The sequence below is a fragment of the Mesorhizobium sp. WSM4308 genome, assembly GCF_002294905.1.
Classification (GTDB): Bacteria; Pseudomonadota; Alphaproteobacteria; order Rhizobiales; family Rhizobiaceae; genus Mesorhizobium.
Genome location: NZ_NSFW01000031.1, coordinates 16,225 through 32,659 on the forward strand (window position 1 = coordinate 16,225; position 16,435 = coordinate 32,659).

12 protein-coding genes and 1 pseudogene are annotated in these 16,435 nt (G+C 58.4%); 12 read left to right on the top strand and 1 reads right to left on the bottom strand.

The annotated features are described in order from the left end of the window. The first annotated feature begins 403 nt into the window (after window positions 1-403). The 7 genes from CK227_RS34950 to CK227_RS36970 all read left to right on the top strand — a co-directional run bounded on the left by CK227_RS34950 (window position 404) and on the right by CK227_RS36970 (window position 8,601). Window positions 404-2,089: a GMC family oxidoreductase N-terminal domain-containing protein gene (locus CK227_RS34950; protein ID WP_063169348.1), complete on the top strand. Its 1,686-nt coding sequence runs from the start codon at window positions 404-406 to the stop codon at window positions 2,087-2,089. Between the two features lie 770 nt (window positions 2,090-2,859). After that, the gene (locus CK227_RS34960; protein WP_063169347.1) at window positions 2,860-3,981 is read left to right on the top strand and encodes an alpha/beta hydrolase; all 1,122 of its coding nucleotides are present in this window, start codon (window positions 2,860-2,862) and stop codon (window positions 3,979-3,981) included. 224 nt (window positions 3,982-4,205) lie between these two features. Continuing rightward, window positions 4,206-5,078, top strand: a complete 873-nt coding sequence (gene ehuB, locus CK227_RS34965; protein WP_082826582.1) for an ectoine/hydroxyectoine ABC transporter substrate-binding protein EhuB — start codon at window positions 4,206-4,208, stop codon at window positions 5,076-5,078. A gap of 59 nt (window positions 5,079-5,137) precedes the next feature. Further along, complete coding sequence (gene ehuC / locus CK227_RS34970; RefSeq protein ID WP_063169346.1) at window positions 5,138-5,809, top strand: ectoine/hydroxyectoine ABC transporter permease subunit EhuC; 672 nt, start codon at window positions 5,138-5,140, stop codon at window positions 5,807-5,809. Further along, complete coding sequence (gene ehuD, locus CK227_RS34975; protein WP_063169345.1) at window positions 5,806-6,474, top strand: ectoine/hydroxyectoine ABC transporter permease subunit EhuD; 669 nt, start codon at window positions 5,806-5,808, stop codon at window positions 6,472-6,474. Before ehuC ends, ehuD begins: the two co-directional genes overlap by 4 nt. A 119-nt stretch (window positions 6,475-6,593) precedes the next feature. Next, window positions 6,594-7,370 (top strand): ectoine/hydroxyectoine ABC transporter ATP-binding protein EhuA, encoded by a 777-nt coding sequence (gene ehuA / locus CK227_RS34980; RefSeq protein ID WP_063170381.1) that lies wholly within the window; start codon window positions 6,594-6,596, stop codon window positions 7,368-7,370. Between the two features lie 562 nt (window positions 7,371-7,932). Further along, on the top strand, window positions 7,933-8,601 hold the full coding sequence (locus CK227_RS36970; protein ID WP_176477193.1) for a hypothetical protein: 669 nt from the start codon (window positions 7,933-7,935) through the stop codon (window positions 8,599-8,601). A gap of 248 nt (window positions 8,602-8,849) precedes the next feature. Here the strand turns inward: CK227_RS36970 and CK227_RS34990 are convergent. Beyond that, window positions 8,850-9,920: pseudogene (locus CK227_RS34990) on the bottom strand (IS5 family transposase). A gap of 715 nt (window positions 9,921-10,635) precedes the next feature. Here CK227_RS34990 and CK227_RS34995 point away from each other — a divergent pair. The 5 genes from CK227_RS34995 to CK227_RS35015 are packed head-to-tail and all read left to right on the top strand — an operon-like array spanning window position 10,636 to window position 16,231. Next, the gene (locus CK227_RS34995) at window positions 10,636-12,315 is read left to right on the top strand and encodes an ABC transporter substrate-binding protein (protein WP_063170379.1); all 1,680 of its coding nucleotides are present in this window, start codon (window positions 10,636-10,638) and stop codon (window positions 12,313-12,315) included. Further along, complete coding sequence (locus CK227_RS35000) at window positions 12,312-13,301, top strand: ABC transporter permease (RefSeq protein WP_063169344.1); 990 nt, start codon at window positions 12,312-12,314, stop codon at window positions 13,299-13,301. The genes CK227_RS34995 and CK227_RS35000 overlap by 4 nt, the downstream gene beginning before the upstream one ends. Continuing rightward, window positions 13,298-14,230 (top strand): ABC transporter permease, encoded by a 933-nt coding sequence (locus tag CK227_RS35005; protein ID WP_063169343.1) that lies wholly within the window; start codon window positions 13,298-13,300, stop codon window positions 14,228-14,230. The genes CK227_RS35000 and CK227_RS35005 overlap by 4 nt, the downstream gene beginning before the upstream one ends. After that, window positions 14,227-15,237, top strand: coding sequence for an ABC transporter ATP-binding protein (locus tag CK227_RS35010; protein WP_063169342.1), 1,011 nt, complete (start codon window positions 14,227-14,229; stop codon window positions 15,235-15,237). The genes CK227_RS35005 and CK227_RS35010 overlap by 4 nt, the downstream gene beginning before the upstream one ends. Beyond that, a complete protein-coding gene (locus CK227_RS35015) occupies window positions 15,230-16,231 on the top strand; it encodes an ABC transporter ATP-binding protein (protein WP_063169341.1) in 1,002 nt (333 codons plus the stop codon). The genes CK227_RS35010 and CK227_RS35015 overlap by 8 nt, the downstream gene beginning before the upstream one ends. The last annotated feature ends 204 nt before the right edge of the window (window positions 16,232-16,435 follow it).

A 16,435-nucleotide genomic window follows, 5' to 3' on the forward strand; every position in this document is an offset into this window, starting at 1 on the left:
CTTGCCCGCCGGCCATGATTGGGACGGGAGTTTTCGTACCGCTAAAGCGGCGATGGAGCGCAAGGCGAAGCATCATTCTGCTCCTTACAACGGCCTCGTCAGCGCGATGCTGCAAAAGCACTTCTGGACCTACCGGGCTGCATTCTGATGTATCTCGCGATAGGTTTGTCCCCTTCAGTCGCGATGCGCTTTGTCCACTTAAGTCACGACGCTCCGGCATCGCCTTCAGCCCTGATGGACTGCTGGCAAGGTCATGTTTAAACGTTCCGCCCCGTTGGGAGGCCGCCATAATGCGAATCTCTTAAGAATGCGCTGATTTCCTGCGTCCTGCAAGATAATTGCGCGTTTTTGCTTGCTCGCCGTCTGCTAGATTTTTGCCCGACTCAGACATTTGCGAGTTTGCGTGGTTTTCGATTATATCGTCGTGGGTGGTGGCTCCTCTGGATGCGTGATGGCGAGCAGGCTCTCCGCCTATGGCGCTCGCGTGCTGCTCATTGAAGCTGGCCCTGATACGCCGCCGAATGCCATTCCTGACGACATCCAGGATGGCGACCCAACGCGTGCTTACCTTAATCCCGGTTATCGATGGCAGTCACTCCACGCGACAACGGTGCGAGGTGGCCGCAAGCCTGTCCATTACGAACAGGCGCGCGTCATGGGTGGCGGCTCCAGCATCAATGCCCAAGTCGCCAACCGCGGCGGGCCCGGAGATTACGATGAGTGGGCCTCAAGCGGTGCAACGGGCTGGGGTTGGGAAGACGTGCTGCCCTACTTCCGTCGTCTAGAATGCGATTTGGATTTCGGCGGGGAATTTCATGGCACGAACGGCCCCTTGCCAATCAAACGTGTGCGCCAATCAGACTGGTCGGGCTTCATCCGGGCAATCTCCGATGCTTACGATGCTTTGGGGCTTCATTTCAGGCCAGACTTCAATGGTGCATTCGGTGATGGCTATTCAGTTGTCCCATTGACCAACCGCAATGGTCATCGGGTCTCCTCCGCGATGGCGTACTTACCCGAAACCGTCCGCTCTCGCCGCAATCTAACGATTTTATCCGAAACGACAGTTGCGCGGCTGACCTTTTTGGGAACAACGGTAACGGGGGTCGAGACGGAGAACAAATCGGGCGTGCAATCGTATAGCGCTTCTTGCGTTATCCTGTGCGCAGGAGCACTCCATTCACCCGCCATATTGATGCGCTCCGGGATCGGCCCCGCGAAGGAATTAGTACAATTCGGAATCCCTATCGTTGCAGATTTGAAAGGTGTGGGCCAGAATCTTCAGGAACACCCCACGATTTGCGTTTCGGCCTATTTGAAGCCGGCCGATCGCTTGTCACCCGGCGTGAGCGAATATATTCAGATGCACGCCCGCTACTCGTCGGGTTACGAAGGCTGCCCGTCGACCGATATGGCAATATCGACTGTTGCCAAATCATCCTGGCACCCGCTGGGGAGGCGCCTCGGCACTCTCGCCGTGTGGGTCAATCGCAGCTACTCGACGGGAACTGTGGCGCTCAAGGGTAGTTCGCATAAAATAGAGCCGGAGGTCGATTTCAACTGGTTGAGCGACAAGCGGGACGCCGAGCGCCTCAAGCAGGGCTTTCGCTTCATAGTCCGCCTGCTGCAGCAAGATTCGCTGTCCTCTGTGGCGCTGGACCCGTTTCCGTCAGCGTTGAATGCGCGAGCGAAGCTGGTGAGCAAGGTCACAAGCACAAACTATGCACTCACGTCATTTCTGGCGCTGCTCATGGACGCGTCGCCGCGGCTGCGCCGTGGGCTGATTAGGCGCGTCATAACGGATGGGGATAGCATTTCCGATCTCGTCAACGACGAGAAACATCTGGATCGGTATATTCGCCAGAACGTCATCCCAAGTTGGCATCCGACGTCGACCTGCAGGATGGGGGCAGCCGCGGATCCTGGCGCTGTGACCGATCCGTCGGGACGCGTTCATGGTATTTTGGGTTTGAGGATCGCCGACGCTTCCGTCATGCCATTTTGCCCTCGGGCGAACACAAACATTCCGACGATTATGGTGGCTGAGAAATTGGCCGACACAACCTTGAGAGACGGCAGACGGAGCTAGGCCAGGCGGCATGTACATTCTGCCGGAGCGCTGCCGCAATGTGGTGTTCACCGAGCCGCTTGCTAAGTTCACCGAAGCCCTGCTCATGCCGAATGGCAATCCCAAAAGACCAGCACTCCTTTGACGATATTCGTGATAAGGGCCTAACGCTGGTCACCACCGCCGGTTCCGACACGGTCACGACCGCCAAAGACGCGGGCATTCCGGAGGATCGTGTCATGCAGGTCGCCGGCCAGGCCGAATTCTTGCAGGCAGTGAAGGTCGGCCGCGCGGCGGCGGGGTCGCTAAACTACTTCACGGTAAGGAGCTCGCTGACAAGGTCGACAGCGTTGAAATGGCAGATCCGTTCACCCCGCCGGCTGGGAAGGCCGGCTACCCAAGTCTCGCCTTCCTGCCCAATCAGCAGGCGGTCGATGCCTTCAACGAGGTATTGAATACTTATATCGGCTCCGACCAAATGATGCAGTCGGTCAAAATACGGCTACACCAAAATCAATCTGCCGGACGGCACCAAGACCGGCGACCTGTGCAAGGGTTGAAATCTTGCGGGGAATGCCACCCATGCACCTAAAAGGCTCCCGGCCGCAGTGGCTGGGCGACGACAGAGCAAAGTGACAAGACGCGAGGCTCCGGGGTGCCGATTTCCGGTATTCAGACGAGATAGTTCGGCAACGTGGCATGTGAGGCTGCTACGCTCAGGAGTGAGCAATGGCAGTCCATCTCGCATGTCGCAATGCCGACCTGATGCCCCTCCTTTTGCCGAGGAACCGATGATCACCAAGCATCGCGTATCGGTTGATGGTGTCGAGACATCGTACTGCGAGAACGGAGCTGGTAGGCCGATTGTTTTCCTGCAGGGGGCGGGCTTCCGTGCAGAGGCTAAGAGTTCCTTTGTTCGGCAGCTGAACGGGCTATCCGATCAATTTACGGTAGTAGCGATTGATCAACTCCATTTTGGGGGAACGGATTATCCTGCTGACTGCAAATACATTAACCGGCTCGGTCGTGTGAATCATGTAATTAGCTTCCTCCAACAACTGGGTTTGAAGCAGATCACGCTAGTCGGCCATTCAGAAGGATCATTCGTCGACGCGCGGGTCGCGATCGTGCGTCCCGATCTTGTTTCTAAGCTTGTCCTGCTGACCGCTAACTCCGTGTCGCCGGCGTTCGGAGATGACCGTGACGAAGCTTGGCTGGAGGCCTGCCGGCAGGCTTACGGCTGTTCCGGCCCGATGCCGAGCGAAGAGGAATACATCACCGCACGGCGGAAAAGCTGCCGCGCCCACGGGCAGGATGTGGAATGCGCCGAGCGAGAAGCCTATCGGCGGGCCGCGGCTCGGGGACAATGGGAGATCTGGCAGAGATTGCCGGAAGACGAGACAAACCTGCATCGTTATCCACTGCTGCAGCAGAAGTATATCTTCCCCTACCTTGATCAGCTTCAGGCCCAGACGTTGATCATCTGGTCCAAGAACGACCCTACCGCGACGCCGGAGCAAGGGATCAACCTGGCGAAGCTGATCAGGAATTCAGATTTCCATCTGCTCAATAATGCCGGCGATTCCGTCCAGGTTGATCCGGAGCGAAGCCGTGAACAGACTCATCCGTCAATGGCACGAATGATCAACTGTGACGGGAACAATGCTCGGGCCAGCGTCTCCGAGGCGAATCTCTCAGCGGCGTGTCGCATACGACGAACTTGTGCCCTGCCATGGCAACAAGGGCATAGCCCAGGCGGTGGCGCCCATCCAACCGGGCAGGGCAGGAGTCATGCAAGACGTGGTGTGCCTCAGTTGGCCATACCACAGCTCGCGATTGTTCACTTCCAACGAACCACGGGGATGACGGAAATGTGCGTATGCACCCAAAAATCACCGAATTTCTGCGAATAACTTGCATTTCTCGCACAAAGCACCACAGCTGCGCTGCTACGCTCACGAAGCATGCACAAGTGGCGTAGCAAAGGATCGACTGGAGGAATCTATACCTAAGTGGGGACCCTGCAGCTCACACGATGATGGGAACCGCCGGACTACAAGCTCAACAAATGATGCAATGGTCTTTTCCCGAGGCATATCGGGAGACCATCGGCGATGCGAAAACGGAGGACTAACCAGTGGTCAAGTGGAAACTCGACGAATGCTTTAAGGCTGCAATCTTGAAGAGGATTGCCGCGCTCGGCCTGGCGGCGATGACAATCTCGTCCTTTGCCGGTTCGGCCTCGGCGGAGTCGCTGCTCGATAAGATTAAGAACGGAGAAACGATCCGTCTTGGCTTCACCAATGAGCCTCCCAGTGCCTATCCTGGTGCGAACAACGAGCCGCTTGGCCTGGTCAATGTGATGACACTGGACGTTCTGAGAAAGATGGGAACGACCAAAATCGAGCCGGTCGTAACCGATTGGGGTTCCCTTGTCCCGGGCCTCCAGGCTGGTCGCTTTGACATCATCACGGGCGGCATGTGGATTAAGCCGGAGCGGTGCCGCAACGTCCTGTTCAGCGAACCGATCGCATCGAGCAATGATTCGATGATCGTGCCGAAGGGCAATCCGGAAGCGCTGCATTCCCTCCATGACGCTCAGAAGAAGGGGCTTACCCTGGCCATCATGACGGGTACCACCGCAGTCGAGCAGGCGAAGAAATTAGGTTTCCCTGACGACAAGGTTATGCAGGTCGCCGGACCGCCCGAGGTCGTACAGGCTGTAAAGGCCGGCCGCGCCGCTGCCGGCTCGCTCTATAGTCTGAACGCGACGACTCTTGCCGAGCAGGATCCCAGCATTGAGGTGGCTGACCCGTATACCCCGCCGGGACCGAATGAACATCCCGCCATAGCCTTCCCGCTCAGCGAACAGGCTGCGGTAGACGCGTTCAATGCTGTGTTGAAAGACTATATTGGCTCTGACGAAATGATGGCCGCGGTCGGCAAATATGGTTACACCAAACGCGATCTCCCGGATGGCAGCAAGACCGCTGATCTTTGCAAGGGCTGAAGCTATGCGTCTGACCGCTCCCCGGCCCTTGGCCGGTAGGCGGTCAGTGGGGAGGGCATATGAGTAAGGTCGATCTCAGCTTTATCTTTGCCGTGCTCACCAAGGGCGTCATGACTACGGTCATCGTCACTCTTGGCGCCTGCGTCGTAGCGATCGTCCTTGGGCTTTTCGTGGGCCTGACCCGAGTCTCTCCCCGTCGGCAGTTGCGCTGGTTCAGTATCGCCTACATCGAATTCTTCCGCGGGACGTCCATGCTGGTTCAGCTCTACTGGTGGTTCTTTGTATTGCCGATTTTCGGTATTTTCCTGTCGCCGTGGACTGTCGGAATTTTGGGGATCGGAATGAATGCCTCTGGCTACGCAGCCGAGTATGTCCGCGCCGCCATTCAGGCCGTTGATAGGGGCCAGTATGAGGCATCTACAGCGCTCAATTTTTCGCGGCTCACCATGATGCGGCGTATTATCCTCCCACAGGCAATGCGCGCCATGCTGCCGACCTGGGGTAACATGCTCATCGATGTGCTTAAGGGTAGCTCGCTCGTCTTCTTCATCACCATTCCCGAATTTACTAGCGCCGCCAAGCAGGCGGCCGACGCAACTGGCGATTATATGCTGTTCTTTGCGGTTGCACTATTCGGTTATTACATCATCGCGCGCGCCCTCATCACTCCTTTCGTGCGCTGGCTGGAACGCCGCGTCTCGCGCGGTTTCGTTCGGGAGCAGGTGGCTTGAAGATCTGGGATTGGTCTTACGTATGGGAGGCTTTCCCATATCTCTATCAGGGAGCGATCGTCACCATTGAGGCTACGCTGCTCGGGTTTGCGATCGCGCTGATATTGGGTCTTGTCTTCGCGATGATTCGCCAGTCGCCAAACCGCTACGTCTCGACCACCATGGCGGAGATCGTGGAGTTTATCCGTTCAACGCCCTTGCTGCTGCAGTTGTTCTTTGTCTATTTCGTTGGTCCGCAGATCGGAATCTTCATTCCTGCCTGGACGGCGGGAGTTGGCGTGCTGGGGATCCACTATGCAGCCTATTGTTCCGAAGTCTTCCGCGGCGGCATCGAGAATGTGGATGGCGGCCAGTGGGAGGCCTGTACGGCACTAAACCTTTCGCGAACGCGGACCTGGCGAACAATCATTCTGCCGCAGGCGATCCCGCCCATGGTGCCAGCTCTGGGCAATTACTTCATCGGCATGTTCAAGGACACGCCGGTCCTGGCGGCAATCTCGATCTTCGAGATGCTGCAGCAGGCGAAAAATTTCGGGGGCAATAACTATCGATACATAGAAGCGATCACTATGTGCGGCTTCTTCTACTACGTGTTCAGCTTGGTTGCTTCCGCTATCGTGCAGTCGGTCCGCGTCTGGCTCAACCGCCGCTACCATCTGCAATAGGGAGGCCTTATACTATGAGCGAATTTGTGCTTCGCTTCGAGGACGATCTCACGAAGCGCCCTAGGGCATCAGCCAGGCGGGACGAGCTTGACCTCGATATCAGGCGCAGCGAAAAAGTCATGAACGAACCCATAGTTCGCTTCGAGAACGTCACAAAGCGCTACGGCGCGTTGACGGTGCTGGACGAACTCAATCTCGAGATCGCACGCAACGAGAAGGTGTCCATCATTGGTCCGTCCGGCTCGGGCAAGACCACCGTTCTGCGCATGCTGATGACGCTTGAGCACATCAACGGGGGGGTGATATGGGTCGACGGTGAACCGTTGACGCATACGCAGAAGAACGGCCAAATAGTGCCGGCGAGCGAGCGTCATCTCCGTCGCGTGCGTGCCAAGATCGGTATGGTGTTCCAGCACTTTAACCTGTTCCCGCATATGACTGCTCTGCAGAACTGCATGGAGGCGCCGATCTCCGTCCTTGGGCTCTCGAAGAAGGAGGCGGAGGCCCGAGCGGCAGAGCTGCTCGACTTGGTGGGCCTCGGCGACAAGAAGAACCATTTCCCGATCCAGCTTTCCGGGGGCCAGAAGCAACGCGTGGCGATCGCTCGGGCGTTGGCCATGCGGCCCAAGGTGATGCTGTTTGACGAGGTGACATCAGCGCTTGACCCGGAACTGGTTGGAGAGGTGCTCAACGTCATCCGCAAGCTCAGCGCCGAACATGACCTCACAATGCTGATGGTCACGCACCAGATGGGCTTTGCCAAGGAGTTCTCCGATCGCGTGTGCTTCTTTTCTGGCGGTAAGATTGTCGAGCAAGGCCCGCCCAGCCAGCTTTTAGGCAATCCGCAAAACGAGCGAACGCAGCAGTTTCTCAATGCGGTGCTGGAGACGAGGTGAGTTGCGGGTTGTGCCGCTAGTTGAGTTATCCCGTGGGTGGCTTCCGGGCAGGAACTGGTCCGTTCGGAGCAGGCTGCCCTGCGACGAACCTACGCGCGGTTTTTCAGGGCCGGGTTGATGTCGAGGTTACTGCCCCAGTTCATTCAGGACTGCATAACTAGGATCGTCCGGTCCAAGCCCCAGATTGGTCGAGTTAGGTAAATAGCGCTGCCCGTTCGGCAGTTGCGAGCTTGAAGATCTGATGTGCGTTCAATCTGCCATTCAGGGCATCTGGGCTCTGGAAAGTGCCCTAACACGATTGTCTGACGGCGGACGCAAACCCGGTATCCTACAGGCCCGGGGAGGGTCGCACAAGCGTTCTGCGGTTTCCCAGTTTTTACGGCTTTCATGCGAATGCACCAAAACAATGCCGACTTACTGCGCCTGGAAAGGCATGTTTCTCTGAAACAGCCGTTTCGACGCTGTTAAATTCGTGCATTCAGAGAGAACCTGTATCGCGCAGGTGATGGGCATTTGCTGCCGAAATCACCATCTTAGCTGCTTCCAGAAGAAGGATGCTTCCGTGACAACTCAACAAAGGGCCCTCGGAATTATTGGGCTGGAGATCGGACTTCCGCCTCGTGAATTTCCGCCACCGCAACCGGAGTCGGTCTTCAACCCGGCAACTTTCGACTTCCCAATTATAATAGAGACCGCGGCCGGGGCTTTGGAGGAGAGGGTCATTCCCGGTGATGCTTCTCTCGAGCCGGCCTACATTGCAGCTGCCAGGCGGTTGGTCGAGCGCGGAGCAGTCGCGATAACCGGGGACTGCGGGTTCAGTATCCGGTACCAGGCTGCAGTGGCCGCGTCTGTCGAAGTCCCGGTGGCCATGTCGAGCCTGCTACTGGCGCCCACGCTACTCCGGCAGCTTCCAGCTGACGCAAAGCTCGCCGTTGTGGCCGCAGACTCAAGACACTGCGGCAAAGAGCTGCTGGGCATAGATTCATCCGCAGAGGCAAGAGTAGTCATCGGCGGCATTGAAGGTGACGCGTGGCCGGCTGGTGTTGTTGAAATGGAGTCGGAGGTTGCAGCCTGTGTCGCGCGACTTGGCGCCGCACATCCGGGGATTGCCGCCCTCCTATTTGAATGTACATTGTTCCCGATGGTGACGTCAGCAATCCGTCGTAGGACAGGACTGCCCATCTATGACGCCGCGACCCTTTATCGGATGACATTCGCGTCCGTGGCTTGACCGCTTGGAGGCCACTATCCCAAAATATGAGCTCATGTCTGGTATGAGTTGCGGCTCGTTATTGTAACACACGTCCGCATCTTGTCGAATACTCTGTCGAGACTGGATCCTCGATTTCCGAGGTCAGGACGCGGTGCCTGAGATGCAGGTTGGATTTTTGGAACTCGTGCTGGTCGACCGTGATCCAGACGCTAAGCGGCGACCGACTTCGGCCGGAGTTGAAGCAGGGCGATCAAGGGCCACAAAAATCACTTCAGCCACCTGAGCAGGAGGGAGAAGTTGTATCCGGCGGCGGCCAGGACGGCGTTGAGGGCGTCGCCCTGCTGGCCGGCGAGGTAGTTGCGGCCCATGCGGTGTTCGTTCTTGATGTGGCCGATATGACGCTTGCCAGCGTGTGGCCGTCATAGGGATTGCCGGGCAGCGCTTTTGCATGCAGGGCGAACTGGCCGCCCTTGGAGCGCTTCAGCGTGGTGGCCACCGACACCTTCACACCGAACTCGTAGGGCATATGCGCCTTGCCCTTGCCAATGCATTCCACCTCGTGCGCGTGCAGGCTGTAGATCTTGCGGCCGCGCTGGCGCTGGCGTTGCTAGAGAACGGTGGCGGCCTGGTAGAACGGCCATTTGAAGAGCGCGTCCAGCCCCGCATCGCCGGCGATCTGGCGAGAAATGTCGCGAATGGTCCGGCCGAGATAGGTCTTGAGCCTGCGCAGCGCCTTGTTGGCCCGCTTGAACTGCTTGGCGTGGGCATAGCGCTGGTGGCTGATCAGCGCCAGCTGATAGCTCTGGCGCAAATGGAGCTCCTTCCCTCTTGGCCAGCCGCACCAGCCGTTCGCGCGCCCGGTTGATGAGCTTGGCGTCGGTCGGGAACATGACGTTCTTCGGCTGCACGGTTGTGTCGACGATCACCTGGCGCGTGTCGGCCGGCTTCATCGCCCCGGTCTTGACCGCAAGGCTGAGGCTCTCCTGCAACAGCGCCACGATCCGCTCCTCGCCCATGCGGCTGCGCCAGCGCGTCATCGACGAGAGGTCGAACGGCAGCGTATGGCAAAAGAACGTCTCGCCGGTGAGATACTGGAAGTAAGGGTTCTCCACCCAGCGCTCGCACAGCACCTCATCCGACAGGTTGAAGGTGTGCTTGAGGATCGCCAGCCCCGCCATCAGCCGGGTCGGCAGCGGCGGCATGCCGGGGCCGTCCGAATAGACGGCGCCGAAACGCTCCTCCAGCACCGGCCGGTCGATCGCCTGCTTCATGTTGATGATCTGATCGAGCCTGGAGCGGAACAGGTCCTGCTCTCCCGTCTCGCGTGGCTTGGACATTCGCCGTCCCCTCGATTCGCCGCCGCCGAACCGAGTGAATCACGCTCCGCAGCACAAGGGAATCGCAAAACCGAATTGCAGGAAAACAGCGTCCAAATACCGCTAATCCTGCAATTCAAAAGACGCTATCCGCCTCAATCAAAAGGCCAGATCAATGGCTTGCGGATAGTTCACGGTCGACGAGCTGGCGGCCACGCATCAGGCTGGAGATCCATCAGCGTTTACATCGTTTTTCAACGGGCGGCTCAAGCTCCGTGTTGTTGCGCGGCGCGCAGCTTGTCGAACGCCTCTTAGACCGTCGTGTGCCGGAAGAGGATATCCTCTGGAATTTCGGCATCGACATTCCGACATCACACATCCGTGATAAAGGCGTTTGCGGCTCGACGGGACCCTCCAACCCGAGGTCGCGAACAGAACCTGAATGACTGCCTCGTTTGCTATATGCGAATTGTCCGTGGGCGCCGCCAGGAGCTGGAACCGGCCAATCGACTTTAATTCTGGCTAGCTGTGCCCAGAATCGAGAAAAACGCCGGATTCATGCAGGCACAGCGGCCAATTTGCAGGAACCACCCCCCTGGGCACTGCTACTTATCTGGAATGAGGGGACTGTGGAGCTTCCGTCAAAAGGAAGCCAGATGTTCCGGGTTGAGGCCGTAGATCATCGTGGTCGTGTGAACATGAAGTGATGATAAAGCCGGCAAACAGGGAGGATAAAATGAGCCAATACTCATATAATCGTCGTGCGCTTATGAAGGCAATGCTGGCGATTTCGGCGACCCCTTGGGGGATTAACTCGAGGGCGTTCGCCTCGTCGTGCGACGATCGCATCCTGCGAATCGGCGGACTGGGTGGAGGCCCTGATTCGATGAACCCCTTCGCCACTTGGGGCTCCTTTTGGCCCTTGGCTATTTGCTATGATTTCTTGGTCTGCATAGACGCCCAGCGATACGACGATCGAAAGGGCTTTGCCCAATCTTGGTCCGTCGCCGACGACAACCTCACTTGGACCTTCAAGATCTGGCCCGGCATGAAGTGGTCGGACGGCCAGCCTGCTACCGCTAGGGACGCGGCGTTCACTTATAGTTATTTGCACGATTCCATAGGCAAGCCCGACGAGCTAAACGTCGGGTGGAACAGCACCAGCGGTCTTGAGAACGTCGAGTCCATCAAAGCGTTCGACGACGAGACTTTGCAGATCGTGACCAAGTTCCCCGCGACCTGGCCAATAGACAATATCATAATGATCGTTCCCGAGCACATTTGGAAGGACATCAGCTATGCTGACGCACGCGTAACCTTCCGCAACGATCCGCCTTTGGTGGGTACGGGACCTATGATCGTTTCGGAGTTTCACCAGGGCCAGTTTACACGCCTGACGCCGAACCCCTATTTCCGTACGGGGAAGCCCCAAATCGCGGGGGTGATCCTGCGGTCCTTCGATGCCGCCGATCCGATTGCGCAAGGTCTTAAGAGCGGGGAACTCGATTATGGCAACTACCTGACGTCCGCCCAGTGGGCTGATCTCTCGAAGGATCCCGACATTGTAGTCGGTGAATCCCGCATAGCTCAGAAAACCTATCTCGCCTTCAACACCGCTTCGGGAGATGGCGCAGGTAGCACCAAGGCTCTGCAGGATCCGGCGTTTCGCGATGCGCTCGGCTACGCGATCGATCAGAAGGCCATCGTCGATCGAGCCATGCGCGGACACGCCGACCCTGGTGTCGGACTCGCAATGCCGGTGGCGGCCGATTACTATTCAGATCTGAACGACATCAGGCGCCACTTCGATCTCGCCGAAGCCAACCGCCGGCTTGACGCCGCAGGGTACCGGGACACGAACGGCGATGGCATTCGGGAGGACAAGGACGGGAAGAGTTTCCAGCTAGAGCTGGTGTCTGGACCTTCAGCAAATATAGAGATGCCGGTCGCGGCAGTGCAGTTTATCGCTGGCTGGTTGGAGCAAATCGGTATCCCTGTATCGGTGACTCGGCTCGACTCCGGTGCGCTGAGCGCCCGCGCCGCAGCTCCGGCGAAAGGCGGCGGAGGGTGGGATCTGCTCATTTCCGATACCTGGCAAGGCCCAACACCTAAAGACCTGCTCATCTTCGGCAGCAGCAATTCCATCGGCATCAAGAACAAGGCGTACTGGACGAATGCGGAGTTCGACAAACTGTTCGCGGAGGTGCAGGTCACCGTTGACCTCAAGAAAAACCAAAAGCTGGTCGACCAGGCAGCGCGACTAATTTATACTGAAGCGCCTTACATCGTACTATGTTACCCCACCCTGCTCGAAGCCCACCGGAGGGATTGCTTCGAGGGTTGGGGAAAGCAAGGCATCATGTCGATGGACAGCTACTTCCCATTCGATCGCTTGAAGCCGGTGCCCGCGCCGTGAACGGAGGGGGAGGGAGCCGTCACATCCTGCGCATCATCGTCAGGGCCTCTATAACCCTCCTGATGGTGGCAGTCCTGAACTTCATCCTATTCCGAGTTATTCCAGGTGACCCTGCATCTCTTTTGCTTGGCGGGGCGCGCGTCAGCGTCACCGCCGAGCAGATTGAGGCGCAGAACCAACGTTGGGGCCTTGACCGGCCGCTGTTCCCGGACCAGGCGGTCGACTACCTGTCGGCAACACTCCGCGGCGATTTCGGCTACAGCTTCAAGTTCAGGGGCAGGCATGTCGCAGACCTGATAGCGGAACGCCTGCCGGACACCATAGTCCTAGTCGGGGTTGCTCAGATAATGGCAATCGTTATTGGGGTGATGCTTGGGATCTACGCAGGCTGGCGCCGGGGAGGAGCCGGCGACCGTATCGCAACCGGAGCCTCTCTGGCGCTCTATTCTACGCCGGCTTTCTGGCTCGGCATGATCCTGGTGGTAATCTTCAGCACGGCATTGGGTTGGCTCCCGGGCTATGGTGCATACTCGCCCGGCCTGATCACGGGCTCTCTTGGTTCGTTCCTCGACTACCTGCAACATCTCACGCTTCCCGCCACTGCGGTGGCGCTTGGGCTAATCGGCCAGTACGTCGTCGTCGCTCGTGCCGCAATGAGTGACGTACTCACCGAGGATTACATGGTAACCGCACGGGCGAAAGGGCTGACCAACGGTCAAATGCTGATGCGTCATGCATTTCGCAATGCAATGCTACCGGTCGTGACCTTGATCACCCTCAATATTGGCTATGTGGTCGCCGGGGCCATCACTGTCGAAGCCGTTTTCGCCTGGCCGGGTATCGGCGGGCTGACGGTGGAAGCACTCAACGCACGGGACTACCCAGTCCTTCAAGGCATATTCCTGTTGCTTGGCGTTTCAATTGTTCTCGCAAACCTCGTAGCCGATCTTGCCTACAGCCTTCTAGATCCGAGGGTCCGACAATGAGCGACAATATTGTTCGATATTGCCCGCGAGGCCGGGCGCGCGCAATAAAAGGCTTTCTGCGTCAATTTCTCAGCTATGGCGGTGCTCAGGTGGGCCTCGTATGTCTGGTATTCTTTCTTGTTGTGGGAGCGGTCCCCAATATTCTGGCGGGACCGCTCCAGACTGCGATCAATGCAACTGGCGATTTCCTCGCACCCCCATCAGGCGAGCATCTGCTCGGCACGGACGAAATCGGGCGGGACGTGCTCAATCTGGTCCTCCATGGTGCCCGGATCTCGCTTACGATTGCGCTACTCGCGACTGTGATCAGCCTCGTCGTTGGGACTACAATCGGTACGACCGCTGGCTACTATGGTGGCAGGGTCGACGTCTGGCTGATGCGCTTGACAGACTTCTTTTTTGTCATGCCGTCCTTCGTGCTGGCGCTGGTCATTACACCCGTGGTTCTCGAGGTGATGGGGCGCGGTGGAGAAATCCTGGGCTTCCGTCCTTCTCTTTTCGTGATCATTGTCGTTATAGGCATGACAAGCTGGTCCTTTGTTGCACGTATCGTCCGGAGTCAGACACTGTCGCTTAAGGAGCGACCATTCATTGATCGTGCGCGCGTTGCGGGTAGCAGTAATTTCGGCATCATGGTGCGGCACATCCTCCCCAATCTCGTGCCGCAAATCGCAGCCAATGGTGCGCTGGTGGTCGCCAGCGCAATCTATGTCGAGACATCGCTCTCATTCCTTGGACTCGGGGACCCGTTGCAGCCTTCATGGGGCACTTTGCTTTCGCTCGCTCAGCGCGCCGGCGCGGCCAGTGCTGGAGCCTGGTGGTACCTCGGCGCCCCAGGACTGTGCGTACTCACGGTTTCGCTTAGCTTCGTCCTGATTGGCAGTGCCCTTGACGACACGTTCAATCCACGGCGGAGGGTGATCCCATGACCAGCTCCTCCCAGGACAAAACACCGCTTCTGGAAATAGACCGGCTCTCTGTCGATTATGGGCTCAAGGGCGTTTCATTGCGAGCAATCGACGGCGTAAGCTTCGCGCTCCGAGCCGGAGAGGCCGTGGGCCTCGTCGGAGAATCGGGCAGTGGCAAGACCACGACCGCGATGGCGATCGCTGGTCTACTATCACCCAACGCGCGGGTCAGCGGCGGCCAAGTGCGCTATCGTGGCAACCGACTGCCGATCGACGATGATGCGGCGATGCGGCCACATCGCTGGAGCGAAACGTCCGTTGTCTTCCAGGGCGCGATGAACGCACTTAATCCTGTTCACCGCATTATCAAGCAGATCGCCGAGCCATGCATGCTGAAGCTCGGCATGTCGCGGGGCGAGGCGACCAAGCGGGGAAGTGAGTTGCTTCAACTGGTCGGCATCCCGGCGGATCGTGGTTCCGCCTACCCTCACGAGTTGTCGGGCGGAATGCGACAAAGGGTGATGATTGCCATGGCGCTCGCGTGTCGACCTTCGATTATCATTGGTGACGAGCCCACCACAGCGCTCGACGTCATCACTCAGGCTCAGATCCTTAACCTGCTAGGCGACTTGCGATCGCAGTTGAGCCTCGCCCTGATTTTGATCACCCACGACCTTTCTGTGGTGGCTAAGTGTTGTGATCGCGTAATGATCATGTACGCGGGCCGCATCGTCGAGGATGGCACTGTCGCCGAGATTTTCGCCCAGCCCAAACATCCCTACACCCGACAGCTGATCGAATCGATCCCGAACCCAGCGAGCGGCAAAAAGATGATCCGGCCAATACCGGGTGATCCTCCCAACTTGGTGAATCGACCCTCGGGCTGCGCTTTCCATCCGCGTTGCCCGTCGGTCATGGGGGGGTGCGCGACCGAAGTCCCCAGCCTCAATAAGTTCGGGCGGGGACGTGTCGCCTGTCACCTTCACCGGTCCTTGACGCAAGAAGACAAGGTCGCTGTTCATGCCTGACACTGCCGGCATCCTGCGTCTCGAGAGCCTGCAAGTTCATTTTCCTATCCAGGGCGGTCTGTTCGACCGTGTCCTGGGCCGATCTGTCGGCGCCATGCGCGCGGTAGACGGGATCGACCTCAACGTCGGGCGGGGCGAGATCGTCGCCCTGGTCGGCGAATCGGGAAGCGGCAAGACCACTGTGGGCCGCGTCATCACCAAGCTTGCCAAGCCGACTGGCGGCAGAATGCTGTTCGAAGGCCGCGACATGAGGTCGGTAGAGGGCTTCTCGGCTCTACGTCCGTACCGGCGTCGCGTGCAAATGATCTTCCAGGACGCTTATCAGGCCCTCAATCCGCGACACACCGTGTTCGACATCGTGGCGGAGCCGTTGCAGTCCCTGCGGCTGGTCGGTAACGCCACTCAACTCGCCGACCGGGTGAGTGAAGCGCTTGCGGCCGCTGGGCTCAATCCTCCCGGCGATTTCTTCGCCCGCTTCCCGCACGAGCTATCCGGCGGGCAGCGCCAGCGCGTCGTGATTGCAGGAGCGCTTGCCGTCCGGCCGGAACTCATCGTTGCTGATGAACCTGTATCGATGCTCGATGTCTCGATACGCGCTCAGATTCTTCAGGTCCTGGTTGACTTGCGCGACAGGCACAACATGGCGCTGCTGTTCATCACCCACGATTTGCCCCTTGCCTGGCTGATCGCCGACCGGATTGCGGTCTTGTATCTTGGAAAATTGGTCGAGATTGGTAGCGCCGACGAGATCACATTCAACCCTCGCCATCCGTATACCGTCGCCTTGCGCAACGCCACACCGCAGATTGGCGGCAACGCAGGTCGCGCCGAGTTGCCGGCCCTGCAGGGCGAGGTTCCAAGTGCCGCGCGCGTGCCGAAGGGCTGCCGTTTCCATCCTCGTTGCCCGCTTGCCTTCGACCGTTGCAAAGCTGAGGAGCCGCCGGCGATCGAAGTTGGACCACAGCACCTGTCAGCCTGCTGGCTCGCTAAGTGAAAGGCATGCAATCAGCGCCACCCCAATGAGCGTATTCCATCTGGTATTGCACAGGCAGGTGGGCTGGAACACCACCATGCAGATAGAATGCTGAGACCCGTCGAAATTGGCCACTCCATCTTGAATCAGTCTCAATGTCTGGGAGGCACTCTGAAGTGTGTAATGAACTAGGCCCGATTAAACCGCCAACGCCGCGATACGAAG